Source organism: Segatella albensis DSM 11370 = JCM 12258 (assembly GCF_000426565.1).
GTDB lineage: Bacteria > Bacteroidota > Bacteroidia > Bacteroidales > Bacteroidaceae > Prevotella > Prevotella albensis.
Map to the genome: position 1 here is coordinate 66,125 of NZ_AUFP01000009.1, position 23,018 is coordinate 89,142.

At 39.4% G+C, this 23,018-nt stretch carries 19 protein-coding genes; 3 read left to right on the forward strand and 16 right to left on the reverse strand.

Annotated elements, in window-relative coordinates:
- Positions 1–22 precede the first annotated feature (22 nt).
- From K333_RS0106795 to K333_RS0106870, 16 genes are all read right to left on the reverse strand, one after another.
- Positions 23–1,369, reverse strand: a complete 1,347-nt coding sequence (locus K333_RS0106795) for a citrate/2-methylcitrate synthase (protein WP_024989890.1) — start codon at positions 1,367–1,369, stop codon at positions 23–25.
- Entirely contained in the window at positions 1,366–3,660 is a 2,295-nt protein-coding gene (locus K333_RS0106800; protein WP_024989889.1) for an aconitate hydratase, read from the reverse strand. The genes K333_RS0106795 and K333_RS0106800 overlap by 4 nt, the downstream gene beginning before the upstream one ends.
- 216 nt (positions 3,661–3,876) lie before the next feature.
- Positions 3,877–6,297, reverse strand: coding sequence for a TonB-dependent receptor (locus K333_RS0106805; RefSeq protein ID WP_024989888.1), 2,421 nt, complete (start codon positions 6,295–6,297; stop codon positions 3,877–3,879).
- Positions 6,298–6,373: 76 nt separating this feature from the next.
- Entirely contained in the window at positions 6,374–7,372 is a 999-nt protein-coding gene (locus tag K333_RS0106810) for a hypothetical protein (RefSeq protein ID WP_036886194.1), read from the reverse strand.
- A gap of 8 nt (positions 7,373–7,380) precedes the next feature.
- Positions 7,381–9,267, reverse strand: coding sequence for a peptidase U32 family protein (locus tag K333_RS0106815; protein WP_024989886.1), 1,887 nt, complete (start codon positions 9,265–9,267; stop codon positions 7,381–7,383).
- On the reverse strand, positions 9,267–10,184 hold the full coding sequence (gene metA, locus K333_RS0106820; protein ID WP_024989885.1) for a homoserine O-acetyltransferase MetA: 918 nt from the start codon (positions 10,182–10,184) through the stop codon (positions 9,267–9,269). Before metA ends, K333_RS0106815 begins: the two co-directional genes overlap by 1 nt.
- A gap of 391 nt (positions 10,185–10,575) precedes the next feature.
- The gene (locus K333_RS0106825) at positions 10,576–12,609 is read right to left on the reverse strand and encodes a M13 family metallopeptidase (RefSeq protein ID WP_024989884.1); all 2,034 of its coding nucleotides are present in this window, start codon (positions 12,607–12,609) and stop codon (positions 10,576–10,578) included.
- Between the two features lie 23 nt (positions 12,610–12,632).
- Complete coding sequence (locus K333_RS0106830; RefSeq protein WP_027452488.1) at positions 12,633–14,579, reverse strand: ABC-F family ATP-binding cassette domain-containing protein; 1,947 nt, start codon at positions 14,577–14,579, stop codon at positions 12,633–12,635.
- 197 nt (positions 14,580–14,776) lie between these two features.
- Complete coding sequence (rplT, locus tag K333_RS0106835; RefSeq protein ID WP_024989883.1) at positions 14,777–15,121, reverse strand: 50S ribosomal protein L20; 345 nt, start codon at positions 15,119–15,121, stop codon at positions 14,777–14,779.
- A gap of 40 nt (positions 15,122–15,161) precedes the next feature.
- Complete coding sequence (gene rpmI, locus K333_RS0106840; RefSeq protein ID WP_024989882.1) at positions 15,162–15,359, reverse strand: 50S ribosomal protein L35; 198 nt, start codon at positions 15,357–15,359, stop codon at positions 15,162–15,164.
- Between the two features lie 77 nt (positions 15,360–15,436).
- A complete protein-coding gene (gene infC, locus K333_RS0106845; RefSeq protein ID WP_024989881.1) occupies positions 15,437–16,126 on the reverse strand; it encodes a translation initiation factor IF-3 in 690 nt (229 codons plus the stop codon).
- A 144-nt stretch (positions 16,127–16,270) separates the two neighbouring features.
- Complete coding sequence (gene thrS / locus K333_RS0106850) at positions 16,271–18,220, reverse strand: threonine--tRNA ligase (protein ID WP_024989880.1); 1,950 nt, start codon at positions 18,218–18,220, stop codon at positions 16,271–16,273.
- Positions 18,221–18,344: 124 nt separating this feature from the next.
- Positions 18,345–20,315 (reverse strand): tetratricopeptide repeat protein, encoded by a 1,971-nt coding sequence (locus K333_RS0106855; RefSeq protein WP_027452489.1) that lies wholly within the window; start codon positions 20,313–20,315, stop codon positions 18,345–18,347.
- A 17-nt stretch (positions 20,316–20,332) separates the two neighbouring features.
- Complete coding sequence (gene def, locus K333_RS0106860) at positions 20,333–20,896, reverse strand: peptide deformylase (RefSeq protein WP_027452490.1); 564 nt, start codon at positions 20,894–20,896, stop codon at positions 20,333–20,335.
- Between the two features lie 5 nt (positions 20,897–20,901).
- Positions 20,902–21,315, reverse strand: coding sequence for a Holliday junction resolvase RuvX (ruvX, locus tag K333_RS0106865; RefSeq protein WP_024989879.1), 414 nt, complete (start codon positions 21,313–21,315; stop codon positions 20,902–20,904).
- On the reverse strand, positions 21,315–21,806 hold the full coding sequence (locus tag K333_RS0106870; RefSeq protein ID WP_024989878.1) for an SPOR domain-containing protein: 492 nt from the start codon (positions 21,804–21,806) through the stop codon (positions 21,315–21,317). Before K333_RS0106870 ends, ruvX begins: the two co-directional genes overlap by 1 nt.
- A 213-nt stretch (positions 21,807–22,019) precedes the next feature.
- On the opposite strand from K333_RS0106870, the gene K333_RS0106875 reads away from it, so the two are divergent.
- Genes K333_RS0106875 through K333_RS0106885 form a run of 3 tightly spaced genes read left to right on the forward strand, consistent with a single transcriptional unit; the run spans position 22,020 to position 22,856 of the window.
- On the forward strand, positions 22,020–22,235 hold the full coding sequence (locus K333_RS0106875) for a YtxH domain-containing protein (protein ID WP_024989877.1): 216 nt from the start codon (positions 22,020–22,022) through the stop codon (positions 22,233–22,235).
- Positions 22,236–22,252: 17 nt separating this feature from the next.
- Positions 22,253–22,603, forward strand: a complete 351-nt coding sequence (locus K333_RS0106880) for a phage holin family protein (RefSeq protein ID WP_024989876.1) — start codon at positions 22,253–22,255, stop codon at positions 22,601–22,603.
- A gap of 1 nt (position 22,604) precedes the next feature.
- Positions 22,605–22,856, forward strand: coding sequence for a hypothetical protein (locus K333_RS0106885; protein WP_024989875.1), 252 nt, complete (start codon positions 22,605–22,607; stop codon positions 22,854–22,856).
- Positions 22,857–23,018 lie beyond the last annotated feature (162 nt).

Below are 23,018 nucleotides of genomic sequence, written 5' to 3' on the forward strand. Positions count from 1 at the left end.
GAACTGGGATTTTTTCATGATTTTATCTCTCATCAATCGGAGTATATGACTCTGGATCAAGAATGTTCTTATAGGCAGGACGTATGATTCGTCTCCCTTCGAAATTCAATTCCTCTATTCTATGGGCTGTCCATCCCACAATACGTGCCATGGCAAATATCGGGGTATAGATTTCTTGAGGCAGACCAATCATCTCATAGATAAATCCACTATAGAAATCTAAGTTTGCACATGCCGGTTTTTCTGTCTTGCGATGAGCCATCAGGCACTTAACGCCTTCTTGTTCCAATAAGGTCAGGAAGTTATATTCTTCTTCTCTTCCTTTCTCCTTCGCAAGTTCGCCTGCCAACCTTTTAAGTTCTACCGCACGAGGATCACTCATGGTGTATACAGCATGACCGATTCCATAAATCAATCCTGTCTTATCATAAGCTTCCTTGTTGAGCATTCTCTTCAGATAAGTATCGATTTCATCTATATTTGTCCAATCCTTAATCTGCTCTTTCAGATGATGGAACATATTAATAACCTTGATATTCGCACCACCATGCAAAGGACCTTTCAAACTACCGATACCTGCGGCAATACTAGAATATGTATCGGTACGTGTACTTGACGTTACTCTCACGGTAAAGGTTGAGTTGTTACCACCACCATGCTCTGCCTGAATAATCAATAGCAAATCGAGCATCCTCGCATCAAGCTCTGTATAATTAGTGTGCTTCAGCATATAAAGGAAATTCTCGGCAATACTCAGATTTTCACGAGGATGACGGATATGCAAACTCCTTCCTTGAACGGAGTGACGATAGATGTTATAAGCATAAGCCACAATGGTTGGTATCTTAGCGATCAGTTCTATACTCTGGCGCATAAGATTATCACGAGAGATATCGTCTGGATTTGGATCGAAGGTATACATTTCAAGTACGCATCGAGCCAATATATTCATGATATTACTGCCTTCGAGATCAATGATATGTACAATGGTACGATGATCCAATGGCATGTTATCATTCAGAAGTTCACGAAATGCGGAAAGTTCTTCCTTGTCTGGCAAACTTCCTGATAACAGTAGATAGGCGATTTCCTCAAATCCGAATCGTTTCTCCTTCAACAAAGGAGATACCAAATCGTCGAGTTCGTAACCTCGATAATATAACTTACCAGGACAAGGCTGCAAGTTACCTTTATCGTCACGTTCGTATCCAACTACATTACCAATATTGGTCAATCCGACAAGAACACCAGAACCATCTTCATTACGTAAGCCACGCTTTACACCATACTTTGTGAAAGCTTCCTTAGGTATTTTACATGAGTTCTTGACCTCGTCGCTTAACTTATATATTAGATATTCCTTTTTCATTTCACTGCCCTTTCTTTATTTAAAGCAGAACCTGCCTTCAACCATTCTATCTGTGTTTGGTTATATGTATGTTCAGCCAGGAAACTTTCTTCACTTCCATCTTTGTGCTTCAATACGATTTTGAATTTGCTGCCTGGCAGCATATCCTTCAACCCAACAACAGATATTTTATCATCCTCCTTCACCTTATCGTAATCGTTCTTGTTTACGAAAGTCAATGCTAGCATTCCCTGTTTCTTTAAGTTGGTTTCGTGAATTCTTGCAAAGCTCTTAGCGAGAATGACTTTCACATTAAGAAATCTTGGTTCCATAGCAGCATGCTCTCTACTAGAGCCTTCACCATAGTTATCTTCTGCTACAACAATACTGCCTATGCCGTGAGCCTTATAAGCCTTCGCAGCCGTAGAAACTTCAACATATTGTCCGTCCAACTGATTCTTTACATGATTACTTTCACCATTAAAAGCATTGACAGCACCCATCAACAAATTATCTGAAATATTCTGTAGATGACCACGGAACTTCAACCAAGGACCTGCCATAGAAATATGATCTGTAGTACACTTGCCTTGTGTCTTTATCAGAAGTGCCAAGTCTTCATATTCCTTGCCATCCCATGCTGCGAATGGCTCAAGTTTCTGCAAACGGTTACTTTCTGGAGCAATAACGACTTCTATATCTTGTTTTCCTTTCGATGGAGGAATAAACAAGCCTAGCTTTTCCATTCCTTCAGCACCAGTCTCGCCTTCATGAGTTTCAAATCCCTTCGGAGGGAATATATAGCCTTTAGGTTCTTCCAGCATAACGGATTTTCCATCCTTATTCAGCAACGTATCTACAGCCGGGGTAAAATCCAATCTTCCTGCAATGGCTAAGGCTATCGTCATCTCCGGACTACCTATGAAGGCATAGGTATTAGGATTTTGATCTGCACGTCTGCGGAAATTTCTATTAAAAGATGTCACGATCGCATTTTTCCGGTTATTATCATCTGTATGACGTTTCCATTGACCAATACATGGACCACAAGCATTGGTCATAATGAGTGCTCCTATCTTTCGGAAATCTTCCAATATTCCATCACGTTCGGCTGTATATTTGATTTGCTCAGAACCAGGATTGATAATCAGTTGTGCCTTCACAGGTATATTCTTTTCGTATGCCTGACGGGCTACGGATGCAGCACGTGCCAAATCCTGATAACTTGAATTCGTACAACTTCCGATCAATCCTACCTCGACGGTCATCGGATAGTCATTGGCAGGGCCTTTGGTCTTCATCTGACTGATTGGGGTCGCAGCATCCGGCGTAAAAGGACCATTCAAATGAGGTTCTATCTTTGATAAGTCTATTTCCAAAATCTGATCATAATATTTTTCTGGATTAGCATAAACTTCTCCGTCTGCACGTAACTCTGCTGCATTCTGTTTAGCTAACAGAGCCACTTCTTCTCTACCCGTCTGAAGCAAATACTGATATGCATTTTCATCGAATGGGAAGATGGAACAAGTTGCACCAAGTTCTGCTCCCATGTTACAGATAGAGGCCTTACCTGTTGTGGAGATACTATCAAGTCCTTCACCGAAGTATTCCAATATGGCATTCGTACCACCCTTTACTGTTAAGATACCAAGGATTTCCAAGATTACATCCTTAGGACTTGCCCATCCTGACAACTTGCCTTTCAGATGTACGCCTATCAATCGTGGCATCTTCAACTCCCAAGGCAGACCTGTGAGCACATCCACGGCATCAGCTCCGCCAACACCTACAGCTATCATACCAAGGCCACCGGCATTAGGAGTATGCGAATCTGTACCTACCATCATACCACCTGGAAATGCATAATTCTCTAAGACTACCTGATGAATAATACCTGCACCTGGTCCCCAAAATCCTATATGATATTTTTGTGATACTGACTGAAGGAAGTCATAAACCTCTTTATTCTGCACCTTTGCCGTCGGCAAGTCCTTTTCAACACCAAGGTCTGCACGGATCAAATGATCACAGTGTACAGAGGCAGGTACTGCTACTTCTTCCTTTCCGGCATTCATAAACTGAAGCAAAGCCATCTGGGCTGTCGCATCTTGCATCGCAACACGATTAGGACGGAAATCTACATATTCCTCTCCTCGCTTAAAAGGATGCAGTGCTACAGGATCGAAAAGATGAGTATACAACACTTTCTCCGCATACGTAAGAGGTCGTTTCATCGTTTTTTTAGCGTTCTCTACGTTTTTTGAATATGAAGCATAAAAACTTCTAAGCATGTCAATATCCAATATCATCATATTCCTTTCATTGTTTAATGCGACAAAAGTAGTAAATAAAATCGTAAATGTAACAAATACTATCAATTATTTTGCAATATGATATTAAAATAAACAATTTTAAACGAATTTGTTGCATAAAACCAAAGTTTTAATAAAAAAAGAGACCATTCAATAAACTATCGAATGGTCTCTCATATTCTAACAGATATTTTAATTCACTCTTTCATTCTCTTAGAAGTGGAATTTCAAATCTACTCCACACTGGAAAGGATTACCTAATTGAGCAAAGGTATATTTCTTTCCTGTAGCGGCACTTTCTACGGCAAAGGTGTTATATTTGGTATTGGTTAAATTCTTACCCCAGAAACTGATCTTCATAAATCCAAAATCTGCATCAGCATGTGCTCCGAGAACATGATATAGTTTTTGCTCTGAAGTATTTTCCTCATCCCAATAAGTCTTGCCTTGACCATTTAAATTGAATCCTAAAGTAATTGTACGAAGTTTCGAATTCTGAACATCAAAAGTGTAGTCTGCCATAACTGCATAGGTATGCTGTGGTACATATGGCACATACTTATCCTTGTAATCAACGGCCTTTTTCTTTCCACCTACGCTTACGCTATCTACATAGTCGTCGAACAAAACTCGAGTGTATCCATAGCTCACAGCCCAACTCAAGTGATTATCGAACACATTACCACGAAGTGTTGTCTCAACACCACAACTATGGCTCTTGCCTGCATTTACCATCATGCGACCAAATCCATAATTGCCTGCCATCACAGAGAGTTGCTGATTCTTTACCTGCATATAATATGCTGCGACATCAAAATGTAATGCATGATTAAAGAGATTCAGATGGGTACCCACCTCATAATTCCAACTGGTTTCTGGCTTATATGAAATTGTATTTGCGATATTCTCGTAATACTGGTCATTATGAGTGTCATCCAAACTCCCCCTTGCCTTTTGGGCAGCGGCAGAGAGCTCTGTCTGGAAGATATCAGAGAACATCTGTATATTGTAACCACCTGCGCGATAACCTTTTGCTATCGTCGCATAGATGTTACTTCCGTTATTCAGTTTGTAGTTTAAGCCAAACTTTGGAAGCAACTGCACATAATTATTATGTTCACGATGATTAAGATTGCTTGCAACAGAAACGTTTACATTATGTCCCATCACACTTTCATCAAGTTTAACCTCAGCAGAGGTTGCATAATCTATTACTGTCCGACTAAAGTCGTATCTTAAACCAAGGGTAGCAACAAGTCGACTGCTAAGATCGAAATTACTCTCGTGATAGAAGGCTAGATTATAAGTTGGAGTACGGAAGATACCTGGAATTACTCCCATATCCATATTGATCGTACAGCCACCTGCTTCCTCTATCTTTGCCGCAATCTGTCTTCTAGCTTGCTCTGCAGGAATTCCTTTTGCAATTAGTCGAGCAGCCATTGCATTCAGCATTCCATTATAAGCATAAGATGTGATGTTGGCAGAAAGCATCTTATTCATTTCTGAGTCGAAGTACACAGGAGCATTGGTCTTCAACCATTGTGCTGAGAAGAAGCCACCTACGGCCCAATGCCAAAAGCCACCTACTGCATCATGACTTTTCAAAGTCAACTCCTCTGTCATGGCGTTCTGTAACTGGCGCTGTTCCAAATGCATATAATCTTCTGGCAAATAGTCCTGATCCATCAGCATATAATCCTTCAGATACTGATAAGAGAGTACATTTGTCAAATCAAAAGCATTCGCCTTGAAACCTACTGTAAAGGCTGTATTGAAAATATTTCTACGATATGAACTTTGGAGATTCGTGCTTGGCGAAGATGTGGTACCATCCTCCTCTATCTTACCATAAGGGAATCCATTCTGATCTACATACTGATAATCTGCTATATAATCAAAACTCAATCTGTCGGTTGGTCGATATAACAATCTAAGTTTACCACCAGCCTCATTATATTTATCAGCACGTTCACCTGTCGTCTGATTACGGAAGAATCCATTCTGCCCATCATAGAATCCACCAACAGAGAATGCAAAATTATTGTTTACTTTATTATAATGTGAGAATTCTGCATTTCTGTACAATCTACTACCTAAACTTAATTTAAGGTCTGTACCTTGATAATCAAAAGGATTCTTACTATAAATACGAATCAATCCTCCTTCGGTATTCTGTCCGTAAAGGGTTCCTTGTGCTCCACGTAATATGTCGACACGGTTAACATCATAAAAATGATAGTTGAAAGCTGACTTACTCATGATAGGCATACCATCACTATAAATACCTAAGGCAGGACTGTTTACTCGACTACCGATACCACGAACATACATAGACGATGTAATCCTTGAGCCATAGTTTGGCATGACAAATGATGGCACATATACAGAAAGTTCACGGAGATCATGTATACCTAGACTAGACATCTCCTTATTTGTGAATATATTACTGCTTAATGACTGTTGGCGAAGTCGAAAAGATTCTTTTGGCTGAGAAACAACAACAACTTCATCCAAATCATGAATTCTTGAACTGTCTGATAAATCTAATCCATTAATTCGATCTACTCCATTCGCTATAACTGGTACTGTAGCGAATAAAGTGAGAAACGAAATAGCTTTCTTCTTGTTCATATTATATCTTATAAGTTTTCTGGGCGCAAAGGTACGGAAAACTTATAAGATATGAAATCCTAATTTATTAGGAATCTTACTCATTTATTGTACCACAATATGGGCATTTCCCTTTTTTATAAAGATGTGCTCCACACTTTCCACATATATATTCTACACGATGATGGTGATAATATTTACGCAAAGCATAGTAGAAATAGAGTATTAACAGGATATACCCTACAAAATATAGGGTACTGATGCTGAATATTATATAATCTGTAGCACACACTCCGGCTAATCCTGCAAGATAAAGTACGGCTTCGCCCAATGGTAATTGATGTCTGACGTCATCTACTGCCGCAAGCCCCACGATAAGCATCGACCATACTGATATCAAGAATATAGATAAGAGGAATGGTACTGAGAATGGATTTAACGTAGGATGATAATAGAAATGACGCCACACATCTGGCGCAAAGACTTGAATGCTGGCATAGAATGTTGCTGAAGACGCTACTATAAGACATAATAGTGTAGGATAAAATGAATCAATATCATTCACATGGACTATCTTTGCCTTATTATTAACCCACTTCCTCACGAGATAAATCATTGAAATGATAACAATGATTATCAAGAATATGATAAGATGAATATCTGAGAAAGTCGATATAAATTGTGAAATAGGATCATCTGGAACGACATTAGGGAGCATCCTTGATTCATGAATCCATCCTATCTGTGCATCCTCTGTACCCAATTGAACCCAAACGGAATCTATAGTATCCTGTGGTAGTATCCGGATATCAGAGACTACCAGTAGTTTTCCTTTCTTCACACAGAATGAATCTGTTGGCAAATCATTCACCAGTTCTTCGGGTTGCTGACGCAAAAGAGTAAGAGAATCTTCCTTTACCACGAAATTATACTTGTTGGTATAATGATGGGTAGAGGAAAAAGAAATAGAATCCAACTGACGTTCAGACAAATCCACAAAGGCCTCGTTCTTCTTCGGTGCTTGTTTATGATAACAACTTGTCATCATCCCAATCGCCATCATCATGAGCAATAATCTGTATATCAGTTGTTTCATTTCTTATCTTATTCTGCTGTTATATTCATTTGACACTCTTTGCAAACAAAATGCAACTGGAATCTTCTTCCATCTGGTAATTCTAGATGCAAAGGTTCTTTCCATGTTGGTTTCATTCCACCTCTCTTCACGCAATAGCCTAGGGAATAGCGAATACAATGACGACATTGCATAATGAGAGGTTGGGTTACTGGTTTTACTTCAAACGCATCAGTAGGTTCTTTCATTCCGTGCTCCCGATAAAACACTTTTGCGTTGGAATTGGAGATGTTATATAGATAGGGATATTGCTCGTATTCTGGTTGCCAAAAAGTAACATTTCCACCCTTACCTGATTGTGCATCAAGACTATGCCGACGAATTTCAGTATCAGGGTTCTCCATATTCTCAATAGCGTCTCTTCGCATATCACTAAGCAAACTACTAGGAATAAAGCAATTTTCTGCATTCTTATCAATTTCGACATAATCGCAAACAAGATGCGTATTCCCAAGTTTCGTCAAATTGCGTATCATGTTTTCGCGTTGTGGACGTTTTGCTTCTTGATGCTCAAATTCTGTTATGGCTCTGCCAATAACCTTATCCAACTTTCCTTCAGATGTTAAACTATATATCTCGAGTTGGAAGCCTCCATCTATAGCAGAAAGACGCATACCTACAGAGATTTTTCTTTCTGCGGTCTTCCCCGACATAAGCTTTTCGAATGCCTCGTCATTATTACGATAGAGTCCAAGTCCCGGTCGGAGATGTTCGGGCATGCGCAAAGGAAACAGGCGATTGCCTATAGCCTTATTTACTCTAAATCCTTCAAGTTCGTGCTCATCATTGATAAAGCAAAGTCCATCACCATTAGAAAAGCTGGCTGAACCTGCAACGTTAAAGCTATTGCCTCTCAACTCCTTGACTCTACCGACATATTCGCCCATAGCCTTAGGGGTATCAAAACTTGCAATATCAGGTTGACGACCGTTCATGAAATATGTGGTATATCCTCTATTGAAAATCTTCTTCAGGTCTGGTTCAAAATAATATGTCACCTTTCCCTTCGATGCTCGACAATAATCATTAGGTCTACGAGCTATCAGTTCATCCAATGCCTTGCTATACGCAGAAACCACATTCTTTACATAATTAATATCCTTTAAGCGACCTTCTATCTTAAATGCACATGCTCCAGAATCAGCAAGTTCTTCAAGATGCTGAATCTGGCACATATCCTTCAAAGAAAGCATATGACGCTGATGTTCTATAAGCTTACCATTGTCATCACGCAAATCAAACTTTAATCTACAGAACTGTGCACACTCCCCACGATTTGCAGAGCGATTGAAACAATGCTGAGAAGCATAACATACTCCTGAATAACTTACGCAAAGTGCACCATGTACAAATGCTTCTAATTCTACATCTGGATATTGGCGATGGATATTTGAAATTTCATCGATAGATAACTCTCGAGCAAGAACAACTCGGTCAAAGCCTAAGGAACTAAGCCACCCCACCTTTTCCGCTGTTCTAGTATCACATTGTGTCGAGGCATGAAGCGCACATTTTATCTTTCCACTTTGATAATCTGGTAGATTTCGTATAGCATTAAGCAGTCCCATATCCTGTATCAATAGGGCATCAACACCTATTGCAGCCAACTGCTCAACCATTTTGAGCGTATCTTCAAATTCTTTCTCGTAGATAATCGTATTAACCGTAACATGAACCGACACACCAAACCGGTGAGCATAATCACAGAGTTTCTTGATATCCTCCAATGAATTGCCGGCAGCCTGGCGGGCTCCAAAGCGGTTGGCTCCAATATATACAGCATCAGCACCATGGTCGATAGCTGCTATTCCTATTTCTAGATTCTTTGCTGGAGCTAATAATTCTAATTTTCTCATTATTTAATATCGTTGATATTATATGGAGTTTCCTGATATACGTAATAGTTTATCCAATTACTATAAAACAAATTGGCAGCCGACCTCCACGTTACCTTAGGTAATTCGTTAGGATTGTCATCCTTATAGTAATGTAATGGCATTTCTACATCATCACGCTTTCCTAAGTCTCGCTTATATTCTTTGTCTAACGTGTTTGGTGCATACTCCAAATGACCAAGAATATAAAATTCTCGTCCTCCACGTGACGACACAATACTGACACCAGCCTCTGGAGATTCAGCCAGCAAATGCAGGTCTTTTACCTTTTCTATATCTTCACGTTTTACCTCTGTGTGCCGACTGTTTGGCATGGCAAAGGAATCGTCAAAACCGCGGAAAATTGGTAGCTGTGGTTCTAATGGTTTGGTCTCGAACACACCAAACATTTTTCGCTCCAACTGATATTTAGGAATCTCATAGAAATGATATAGTGCCGCCATAGCTCCCCAGCAAAGGTATAAAGTACTTTGTACATTAGTCCTTGCCCAGTCGAAGATATTATTGATTTCTTTCCAGTAATCGACATTTTCGTATGGTATCGTTTCTACAGGAGCACCCGTTACTATCATACCATCAAACTTCTGCTTCATCAATTCCTGAGAGTTTCGATAGAACATCATCATATGCTTGATTGGGGTGTTCTTGGGGGTATGGCTCTTCAATTTCATGAAGTAGATTTCCATTTGTAGTGGAGTGTTCGAGAGCAAACGAACAAGATCTGTCTCTGTGGTTATCTTAAGAGGCATCAAATTGAGAATAACAATCTTCAATGGACGAATTTCTTGGCTATGAGCGCGACTTTCATCCATTACAAATATATTCTCATTCTTCAGCAGTTCTATTGCTGGTAACTGGTCAGGTAATCTTAATGGCATCTATATTATCCCTTTCCTTAAATTTTTCAACAACGTTCTAACGAACTTTTTGCAAAGATACTATTTTTTTCTAATTATCTATTCTCTTTAAACAAAAATAAACAAGTTGTCCTCTTTCTAAAAGAATGGTTCATCCGATAAATGCATAGGTATCGGATGAATCTTAGATTTTGTTATATTCTGAATTCAACAGTTCCATTGTCTTGCAGAAGCCTTCGGGATTCGTTCGGGATTGCCTTTGTTTGTCACAAAGTGAAGTTTCGCTAGACGGATACATCCGCACTGGGTTTCGACAAGGCCTGTGCATCTTTCTGATGAACCTAAAAAATACCCCCGTTGAGAAGGTGTGTTATCTCAACGGGGGACTAATGAATATTTTATAATTACTAAATTACCAAAGTTGCAAGCGCTCATTCTCTGGCAAATACATTTTATCACCTTTCTTCACATTGAAGGCCTTATACCAAGCATCAATATGAGGAAGAGCACCGTTCACACGCCATTCACCCAAAGAATGAGGGTCACGTTTTACACGATTACGAATTTCTTTTTCTGTGATATTCTGTCCCCAAACACCTGCATAAGCTAAGAAGAAACGTTGGTCTGCAGTAAAACCATTCTTCTCCTTCAAAGGCTTCTTGGCAGTGGCATTTTTATATGCGTTAAATGCTACCTGAAGACCACCATGGTCTGCAAGATTCTCACCCAATGTGAAACGACCATTAGCATTCAAATCTGGCAACACCTTAATGTTACTGAAGAAGTTTGCATACAAATCTGCACGCTTTTCAAAACCTTTTGCGTCTTGAGCTGTCCACCAATCCTTCATATTACCATCAGCATCATACTGACGACCTTGATCATCAAATCCATGAGTCATCTCATGACCGATAACAACTCCGATAGCACCATAGTTGAACGCTTCATCTGCCTTTGGATCGAAGAATGGATACTGAAGGATACCAGCTGGGAAGCATATTTCATTAGTTGTAGGATTATAATATGCATTAACTGTCTGAGGTGTCATACCCCACTCGTCGCGATCAACTGGTTTACCTGCTTTATCGGCAATATGCTTATCATGAGCAAACTTACGGCATGCCATAACATTCTCATAAAAACTCTTGTTTGGATCAATTGTAAGTTTGCTATAGTCTGTCCACTTATTAGGATAACCTACCTTTACGTAAAATTTATCCAGTTTTTTATGAGCATTTGCCTTTGTTGTATCACTCATCCATGTTTGTGCATCAATACGTTGACCTAAACTAATTTGTAAGTTCTTAATCAACTCTACCATCATCTTCTTACTTGACTCTGGGAAATATTTCTTGGCATACATTTTACCCAAAGCTTCACCCATCTGAGACTCAACCTGGGATGTTGCACGTTTCCAAAGAGGATAATCTTCCTTACGGCCACTCATCGTTTTACCAAAGAAATCAAAGTTTGCTTCACGAATCTCGTCTGTAAGATAAGAAGATGAACCAGAGATAACATCCCACTCCATCAAGGCCTTGATATCATCTGTGGTCTGGAGTCCGAGCAAAGCATTCAGTCCTGTGAAGAACTGTGGCTGCCCAACAACCATTTCGTTGATATATTCTGTTTTTATACCTTCTGCTTGTGTAAGTGACTTCAAAGGGATGTTTGGATAATTGGCTTCAAATTCGCTCAAACTCATCTTATTATAGTTTGCCTGAGGATCACGCAATTCTGTCATGCTCTTAGAAATCAAGGCAACCATCGTTTCCTGTTTGAATACCTTTTCTGCTCTCTTCTGTGCCTCGTCCTTATCAAATCCATACAATTCAAACATTCTCACAATATGCTTCTTATAGGCATCACGAATGGCAACGGTAGCAGCATCGTTATTTAAATAGTAATCTTTCTGACCAAGTGTCAAACCGCTCTGATATAAATTCAAGATGTTCATGGCGACATTCTTCTGGTCTGCATCAAAGAATGATGCAAACTGCTGGCCATAACCTTGGGTTGCATATTTCAACTGCAACTGGCGAAGACTTGCAACATCCTTTGCTTCCTCTATCTCATCGAGCAAAGGCTTCACAGGGCTAATTCCTGCTTTATTTCGACTAGTAACGTCAAGAGCCTGCTTATAGAAATCACTCAACTTCTGCTCGATAGTTCCTTTTTTGTATTTCTTCTTCTGGAGTTCACCAAGAATCGTATTGATACGCTTATTATTATCTTCCTGCAACTGATCAAAGCTACCAAAACGGCTATATGCGGCAGGTAAAGGATGATTTTTCTGCCAACCTCCGGTTGCAAATTCATAAAAGTCGTCTTGAGGACGAACATTTCTGTCAAAATTCTTTTCAATAAGCCCCGATTGATTTTGTGCCATTCCCATCATTGGTACTGTGGCCATCATCATAACCGGAATTAATCTTTTCATGTTCATAATTTAGATTTTTATATATTACATTAATTCAATTCTTCTAACTTTTGAGAAAGTTCAAACCAATGGTCATTCTCCTGATCAAGACTCTTTTGTAAAGATGTATACTCAGTTACAAGATCCATATTACTAGCATTTTCTGGTTTCATCAGCATCTCGTCAAGTTCAGATTTACGCTTTTCCATTGACTCTATCTTTGCTTCGGCTTCTTTAATAGCCTTCTCGACTTTTCGGATTTTTTTCTGCTGTTCCTTATGCTCTGCGTAACTCTGTTTATTTACTGTCTGTTGTGACTGCGTAGAAACTTCTTTCACGGCGATCTTTTCTTCTACAGAACCAGTACTATTCAACGCTTCATGTATTGAATCTGCATGATGAGCACGGAGATAATCATAAATACCTCCAAGGTGTTCTCTCACTTCACCATGCCCAAACTCATAAACCTTACTTACCAAACCATCAAGGAACTCTCGGTCATGACTTACAATGATTGCTGTTCCATCGAATGCCTTAATTGCTTCTTTCAGCACGTCCTTAGAAGGCATATCCAAATGATTGGTAGGCTCATCCAATATCAACAGATTAACTGGCTCTAACAAGAGTTTTATCATTGCCAATCTACTACGTTCGCCTCCAGAAAGGAACTTCACGTATTTTTCTGAAGTTTCGCCTCCGAACATAAAAGCTCCTAATAGATCATTGATTTTCAAGCGCATGTCTCCTGTTGCCACACGATCTATTGTATCATATATCGTTATATTTTCATCAAGGAGCTGAGCCTGATTCTGAGCGAAATAACCAATCTGAACATTATGTCCGATTTTCAATTGACCTGTATAAGGTATTTCACCCATAATACACTTTACTAATGTAGACTTACCTTCTCCGTTCTTACCTACAAAAGCTACTTTTTCTCCGCGTTTAATTGTGAATGTAACATGATCGAATATGGTATGGTTGCCATAATCCTTGCGTACTTCATCGCAGATCACAGGATAATCTCCACTACGCAAACAAGGAGGAAACTTTAGATGCATTGCGGAACGATCTATTTCATCAATCTGAACAGGAACGATTTTTTCTAACTGTCTGATACGTTGCTGTACCTGAACAGCCTTCGATGCCTGATAACGGAATCTATCAATAAAAGACTGAATGTCTGCTATTTCTTTTTGCTGATTTTCATAAGCCCGCATCTGCTGTTCGCGACGCTCTTCACGCAGAACGACATACTCATTATATTTTACTTTGTAGTCTTCTATGTGCCCACAGGTTATCTCCAAAGTACGATTAGTAACATTATTGATAAATGCTCGGTCGTGACTAACAAGGACTACAGCACTAGCACTATTTGCTAGAAATTGCTCCAACCATTGAATACTCTCAATATCCAAATGGTTAGTAGGTTCGTCCAACAAAAGTACATCTGGTTTGGTTAGAAGTATCTTGGCCAACTCTATACGCATACGCCATCCACCAGAGAATTCCTTGGTAGGACGTTCCAAATCGGAACGTTCAAATCCCAATCCGCTAAGTGTACGCTCTATTTCTGCTTCGTAGTTTTCTCCACCCATCATCATATAGCGCTCATGTTCTTGGGTAAAGCGTTCTACAAGGGCAGCATAGCTATCACTTTCATAGTCTGTACGGGTTGCCATTTCCTGTTGCATTCTATCCAGCTCGGCCTTCATCTCTGTATTACGAGCAAATGCTTTACGGGTCTCTTCCCGAACTGTTGTATCATCCTGTAACTTCATAACCTGTGGCAGGTACCCTACATTACAATCGTTAGGAATTGAAACTGTACCTGAAGTTGGCTTCTGAATACCACACAAAATCTTTAGCATAGTCGACTTGCCGGCTCCATTTTTGCCAACAAGAGCTATCCTATCACGAGGATTTACAACAAAACTTACATTATCAAAAAGTGGACGAGTTCCGAATTCGACCTTTAATCCTTCTACAGAAATCATTTTAATTAACTAATATCTAACAGAATGCAAATATACAGAATAAAGATAAGAGTACAAAACAAAAATGAAGTTATTCGTCACTAACAGATTTACCGATATGCAAAAATATATTAGACAACTAAAGTATTAAAGCAAAAAAATGCACCAATTCATACGAATTGGTGCATTTCAATATCGTAGTAACGTTAACTATACGTTTACTTTACCTTGTCAACAATAGCCTTGAAAGCCTCTGGATTGTTAACAGCGAGGTCAGCGAGAACCTTACGGTTAATCTCGATACCTGCCTTGTGCAGAGCACCCATCAACTGGCTATAGCTCATATCCTGCAAACGTGCAGCAGCGTTGATACGCTGAATCCACAATGCACGGAAATTACGCTTCTTGTTACGACGGTCACGATAAGCGTAGGTAAGACCCTTTTCCCAAGTATTCTTAGCTACTGTCCAAACGTTCTTGCGAGCTCCATAATAACCTTTAGTGAGCTTCAGGATACGTGTTCTTTTTGCTTTTGATGCAACGTGATTTACTGATCTTGGCATAATTTTTTCTCTTTAAAAGTTCGACTAAAAAGTTAATAAATTAACGGAGGCAGAGCAAGTCGCGTACCTGCTTCATATTGGCCTGGTCAACAATTGTCTGATGTACCAGATTTCTCTTCTGCTTCTTTGTCTTCTTAGTCAGAATGTGACTGTGATAAGCGTGATGACGCTTAATCTTACCTGTACCGGTGAAACGGAATCTCTTCTTTGCGCCGGAATTAGTCTTTACTTTTGGCATTTTTGTTTGTTTTAAATTGTTATAAATAAAAGGTGGCAACGCATATACCAAGGCGGTACCACTCAGTAATTTCACCTTTAATCTTCAGAAGCCTCTGCCAACTTCTTCAGGGCATCTCCACCCTTTGCATTGGCTAAGCCGTTTGCCTCCACACGTGCCTTCTTTGCCTCAGCAACAGCTTTTGCCTCTGCTTCCTCAGCAAGTTCACGATCACGCTTTTGCTGGCTTTTCTTTGCCACACCAGCTTTTTTAGGAGCCATATAGAGGAACATTTTCTTTCCCTCAAGCTTAGGCAACTGTTCTACTTTTCCATATTCCTCAAGGTCATTTGCGAAACGAAGCAAAAGGACTTCACCCTGCTCCTTGAAAAGAATACTACGACCACGGAAGAATACGTATGCACGTACCTTATTACCTTCTTCCAAGAACTCCTGAGCATGTTTCAATTTAAATTGATAATCATGTTCATCAGTCTGAGGTCCGAAACGTATTTCCTTGACTTCTACCTTGACCTGCTTCTGCTTCATTTCTTTCTGACGCTTCTTCTGCTGGTACAAGAACTTAGAATAGTCGATAAGACGACATACAGGAGGTTGTGCATTAGGAGAAATCTCTACAAGATCTACTCCTTCCTGGCGAGCAAGATCCAAAGCTTTACGGGTTGGCATTACTTCAGCGCCATCATCGCCTACTACTCTTACCTCGCGTACACGAATCTGTTCGTTGATACGGAACTGATTCTTCAATTTTTTAGTGTCATTCTTCATTAACTGTTCTGTTCTTTCTAGAAATCTTTATTTTTTATAATCATCCAACTTTAGATAATCGGCTGCAAAATTACAAAAAAGTCGGAAACAAACCAAATTATTCCCGACTTTTTTATATATTTACTTTATATTTTCTTAACTTCTTTAGTCTATTGCATTCAATTGTTCTGCAACTTCATCGTTAATACGCTGAGCAAATTCTTCCATCTTCATGGTTGCTTGTTCACCACCTCCACGCTTACGCATAGATACGAGACCTTCAGCAGATTCTTTTTCTCCGACCACAATCATATAAGGTACTCGCTTCAACTCGTTATCACGAATCTTACGTCCTATCTTCTCATTACGATCATCAATGTATGCACGAACATCCTTGTTATCCAGATATTTCTTAACCTTGGCTGCATAATCATTATACTTCTCAGAAATTGGTAGGATTGCTACCTGATCAGGAGTTAGCCAAAGAGGGAAATGACCTGCAGTATGTTCTATCAGCACAGCAGTAAAACGTTCTAGCGAACCGAATGGTGCACGGTGAATCATCACTGGAGTTTTCTTTGTATTGTCCTCTGCAGTATATTCCAACTTGAAACGTTGTGGCAAGTTATAATCTACCTGGATAGTACCCAACTGCCACTTACGACCAATAGCATCTTTTACCATGAAGTCGAGTTTCGGACCATAGAATGCAGCCTCGCCCTCTTCTTCACGAGCATTCAAACCTTTCTCCTTACAAGCCTCACGAATTGCATTTTGACTCTCTTCCCAGATTTCATCTGAACCAATATACTTTTCTGTATCTTTTGGATCACGCAAAGAAATCTGTGCCTCATAGTCCTTAAAGCCAAAGATATTAAAGACCTTCTGAATAATATCAATGACATTTTCAAACTCAGCTTTTACTTGGTCTGGACGAACAAAGATATGTGCATCATCCTGAGTAAATGTACGAACACGAGTCAATCCATGTAACTCACCGCTCTTTTCGTAACGGAACACAGTACCGAACTCTGCGATACGCAATGGAAGATCTTTATAAGAACGTGGCTTACGAGCATAAACTTCACAGTGATGAGGACAGTTCATTGGTTTCAGCATATATTCTTCATCCTCCTCTGGAGTATGAATTGGCTGGAAAGCATCCTTACCATAATGAGCCCAGTGACCTGAAGTAATATAAAGGTTCTTACTACCGATACCTGGGGTAATAACCTCCTGATAATTGTAAGGTTTCAGCACACGGCGAAGCAATTCCTGCAAACGTAAACGAAGTTGTGTACCTTTTGGTAACCAAATAGGAAGACCTTTACCTACTCTATCAGAGAACATAAAGAGTTCCATTTCTTTACCAATCTTACGATGATCACGCTTCTTAGCTTCCTCAAGCATTACCAAATACTCATCGAGCATTTTCTTCTTAGGGAATGAGATACCATAAATACGTGTCATCTGCTCACGCTTAGCATCACCACGCCAGAAAGCACCAGCTACACTTGTAATCTTTACAGCTTTGATTAAGCCCGTTGACGTCAAGTGAGGACCACGACATAGGTCAGTAAAAGCACCTTGGGTATATGTTGTGATGGTACCGTCTTCCAAGTCTTGCTCTATATGCTCGCATTTATATTCCTGTCCGTCAGCTTTGAATTCTTTCAAAGCATCAGCCTTAGAAACTTCTTTGCGAACAACAGGCTCGTCCTTTTTAGCAAGTTCCATCATCTTTGCTTCGATCTTTGCGAAATCATTCTCCGAGATAGCGACGCCCTTAGGAGGCATAACATCATAGAAGAATCCATTTTCAACAGCAGGACCAAAACCGAACTGTACACCAGGATAGAGTTCCTGCAATGCCTCTGCCAACAAATGGGCAGATGTATGCCAGAAGGTATGTTTTCCCTGCTCGTCCTCAAACTTATAGAGGGCGATTGTAGCGTCCTCATTAATAGGACGATTCAACTCTACAGTTTCACCATTAACACCGCAAGATACAACGTTGCGAGCGAGAGCCGGTGAAATACTCTCGGCGATTTGAAAACCAGTTACGCCCTGCTCATACTCACGAACAGATCCGTCTGGGAATGTGATTTTAACCATAATACAAATTGATTTATCTTAATCGGGGGCAAAGATACTATTTTTTATCCATAACAGATAATAAAAGCCACATAAATTTATGTGGCTTTTATAATGTTTAATCATTTGTGAATGATATACACTATTATTTAACGGTAATTCGTTTAATAATACTATATGCATCAAACAGTCCTAATTCTCCGGCTTTACTTAAATCACTTACACCTTGTGTTTTATTCTGACTTTTAATACGGGCTATACCTCGATTATACCATGCTTCTGCCATCCTACTATCCAGTTCTATCGCTTTAGAATAGTCATCAATAGCTTGACTATATTCTTTTCTTGAAGCATGCATATTACCTCTATTATAATATAGGTATGGATTATTTGGATTCAAGCGAATTGCATCATCAAAATCTGCACGTGTCTGTCCGGCTATCAACTGATTACTTATACCCTGACTGGCATTATAGTTAAATTGCATCTCTTCGCATACTGCTCGCTGCCAATATGCGAGTTTATTTCTATCATTCATCTGAATAACTGCCGTTAAATCACTAATTGCAGATTCAAAATCCTGAAGGGCACTATATGCTATCGCACGAAGCATCAGCCGTCGGCTCATAACATCCACATCTTTCACGTTACTTATCGACTTGCTCAGTTTATCAATATAGTTGAACATTGACAAACTCTGCTGTTCTGTCATTTGAGAAGGACTACAACTGAGGTATATTGGCTTTTCCGACTTTGACAAACGATTTAATTCTTCTATATCCTTATCAAACGCACGGTCAGCGCCTACAGTTACTTGATGAAGATATGACATTTGATACATTGGCAAGAAAGCAATTTCAACACTTCTGTTCTGTACCTTTCCTCGATATTCACTTTTGTATTCATGTCCTTCCGACGGAGTATCATCATCAGCGATGACGATCTGATTATACTTATTCAAATCGATTTCTGAACGCTTGCGCATCTCCTTACGTTTATTTTTACTCCATCTAGGCTGAATTCCTATATGTTTATTCATCTGGGCTTTAAAGATTCGGAATTCATCCAGTTCAGCTTTAGCTGTCATTCCCAATTTTCGATAGCATCTAGCACGTTGTGCCAAACCTGTCCAGAAATTTGGGAATTGCTCTATCACCTTACTATAATCACGAATAGCAGCCCTTATTTGGCCCGTTCTGTCATTCAAAATAGCACGATTATAAATAGCAATAAAGTTTTTGGGTTCCATTTTAATGATAAAATCAAAATCCGTTATTGCTCGATTATCATCGCCCAGATTCATACGAAGCAATGCTCTGTTATAATGCGCTAAAAAGTTATTTGGATCATAAACTATCGCATTATCATAATCTTCCATCGCTCCTCGCAGATTATTACAATTCAATCGTGCTAAAGCTCGATTTACATAGTTCTCTGCTATTTTAGGTCTTAAATGTATAGCCTTACCGATAAATCCATCAGCCTCACGCCATTGTTGACGGCCCAAAGAAATAAGTCCACGTGTTCGCCAGGCATCATAATCATAAGGATCCAATTTCAAGCTTTCGTCCAAACTATTAGCTGCAGCAGTAGTATCTTTCTGATGTAGATACACCTCGGCACGCAAGGAATATGCATTAGCAAAGTTCTTCCATTTCGTAATCATGGTGTCCAAATCCAATTGTGCGCCCTGATAATCAAGACTCTGCATCTTACAAAGTGCACGATTGAACCAAAAATTCTGATTATGAGGAGAAATACGAATAGCCGAATTATAGTCTTGAATAGCATCTCGATAGTTATTCTGTCGGATTTCACAGATAGCACGAAGATCATACATCGACTCAATATACGGATTCAGTCGAATTGCCTCCGTCACATCCTTTTGAGCACCCACATAATCATCAAGACTATATTTCGCTACCCCACGAAAATACCAAGGCTCATACAGATAAGGCTTGGAATTAATTGCCAAATTGAAATATTGAATAGAGAGCACATAATCTTCATAATATAAAGCAGAGCGTCCAGCAGTTATCAATCGATCAACACGATACTGAGCCTTGGCAGTCATTATCGAGATAACTGCCATCAAAATAATGAATACCCTTTTCATGTGCTCTCTAGATTGAATTATTTTCTATAGACCTTTGTACGATAGGCAGCACGGAACTTACCTTTCATCATATTCTTCAGTTTACCACCGATCATATTCTTGCGCAATGCAGAAACACGGTCTACATACATGATACCTTCCAAATGATCGAATTCATGCTGCATAACACGGGCAGCATAACCTTCAACCCATTCATCATGCTCTAGGAAGTCCTCATCCATATATTTCACATGAATACGAGTTGGACGAGTAACATTCTCAGAGAGACCAGGTATTGAGAGACAACCTTCTTCCAAGGTAGACTTCTTTGAATTTTCATCTAACTCGAGGATATGAGCATTTATGAAGGTTTTACGATAACCTTCATACTCAGGGAAATCCTCCTTAAGCACATCCAAATCAATAACGACGACACGGATAGCCTTACCGATCTGTGGAGCAGCTAAACCAACACCATTACTATTATCCAGTGTCTCATACATATTCTGAATCAACTCCTTCAAATCTGGATAATCAGGAGTGATATCCTCGGCTACCTTTCTTAAAACAGGTTGCCCATAAATATAAATAGGTAATATCATTTCTTTTATCTTCTACTCTCCATATAGTCTTGGAGAATTATTGTAGCCGAAATCTCATCGACCAATCCTTTATTATCTCTTCTTACCTTTTTCTTCACCCCGCCATCGATCATTGCTCTATGAGCCAAGACCGAAGTAAAACGCTCATCATAATATTCAATAGGCACTTCAGGATGCGCCTTGCGCCACCGATTGAAGAAATTCTCTACTCGCGCCAAATTCTCGCTAGGCTGTCCATTAGGTTGAATAGGCTTTCCAATAATGATTTTCTCCACCTGTTCATCCTGAATATACTTTTCGAGATATTGAAAAAGAGTAGATGTAAGAACAGTGGCCAGTCCGTTAGCAATAATTTGCAAAGGATCGGTCACTGCTAAGCCTGTACGTTTCTTTCCGTAATCTATAGAAAGTATTCTCATTACTTCTTAAAGAGCAACCAAGCATCAGGATAGTTACCAGCACGGAACTGATTACGACTCTGAACAGCAGAAGCTTTATCAGCGAAAGTAGAAGCTACGACACGATACATATTACGACCTGCGTTGTAAACGATCTGAGCCTCATATCCAGCATTGTTCAGTGTATTCTGTAATCCTTCAGCATTTGCCTTTAAAGAGAAGGAACCAACAACGACGCTAAAAGCCTGAACACCCTTACCAGAAACCACAGTAAAGTCTTCTGTACGAACAGTTGCATTATCAACATTATCAACAACTGTAGTCTGAGTTGCTGTCTTGGTCTCGAGTGGGGTTACTACCGGAGCATCAGCAGCAGGTTCTTTCTGTGCATTTGCAGCTTCCTGAGCCTGAGCTTTCTCATAAGCCTTTTTATATGCACTTTCACTAGATTTACAACTTGTAAAAAGCATTGCAGCACAAAGTCCTGCACACAAAACCATATATTTTTTCATTGCTAAAATTGGGTTATAGTTAAACTATGAAATATTTATTGGGCGAAGTTACAAAATATATCGGGAAAATATAAAGAATATCCGCATAAAGTTTGTTAAATCAAGGTAATACAACATTTTTAACGAAAAATTAAGGTAAAATGTATGGTTCTTTTATCCCTTTTTATTAAATTTGCCATTAGAATATTGTTTAACATCAAAAATTTAAAGAACATGAAAACATTAGGTTATTTAGGCGCATTCCTCGGAGGCGCACTCGCTGGTGCTACATTAGGTCTTCTTCTCGCTCCTGAGAAGGGTGAAGACACTCGCAATAAGATTTCCAACGCTGTCGACGATTTCTGCAAGAAGCATGACATCAAGCTCAGTAAAAAAGATATGGAAGATTTAGTAGATGACATCAAGGACGCAGCTCCTGAGGTTGGTTAACTCAAAAAGATTATATTTTGTTTTCAAACGATCAAAACATTGAAACTATTGGGCAACTCGTAGAAGTGCTCAAGCACTATATCGGGCTTCAGTCTGAATACATGAAGCTCGATGTGGTTGATAAGGTGGTACGACTACTAACAGCCATTACAATGGTTATAGTATTCTCCGTACTCCTTATTCTTGCCTTAATTTATCTTTCGTTTGCAGCAGCCACGGCTTTAACCCCATTAGTGGGAATGCCTTTAGCCTTCACCATTGTTGCAGGCGCTTATCTATTCATCTTAATACTGGTTTGGGCGAGCCGTCACCAACTTATTGAGAAACCTTTGGTGCAGTTCTTAACTAGCCTCCTTATGCAGAAGTAATATGATAGAAGATCCTCAGTTTACATACAACTCGATTACCGACATCAGATTGCGCAAAGAAATTCTACGCAATGAGATTTTGGAAGATAACGAGAAAATCAAAACGCTATGGGGTAGTCTGTTCAAAAAGTCTGACGCGCTTAACAAGAGATCGACACCTTCAAAACGGATCAATAGCATTCTAAATATCGGTGCTGGAGTATTGGATGGCGTCATCTTGGGATGGAAATTATACCGTAAATTCAAGAAATAAGCATTAGATTTTGGACATAAAAAAAAGGAGTACCGCCGTACTCCAACCTTGTTAACCTTAAATCTAATACTATGAAAAACACAGTGCAAATATAAGAATATATTCTATATATAGCAACTGTTTATCTATTTTTACGCAAAAATTTACGTTTATTTAACATAT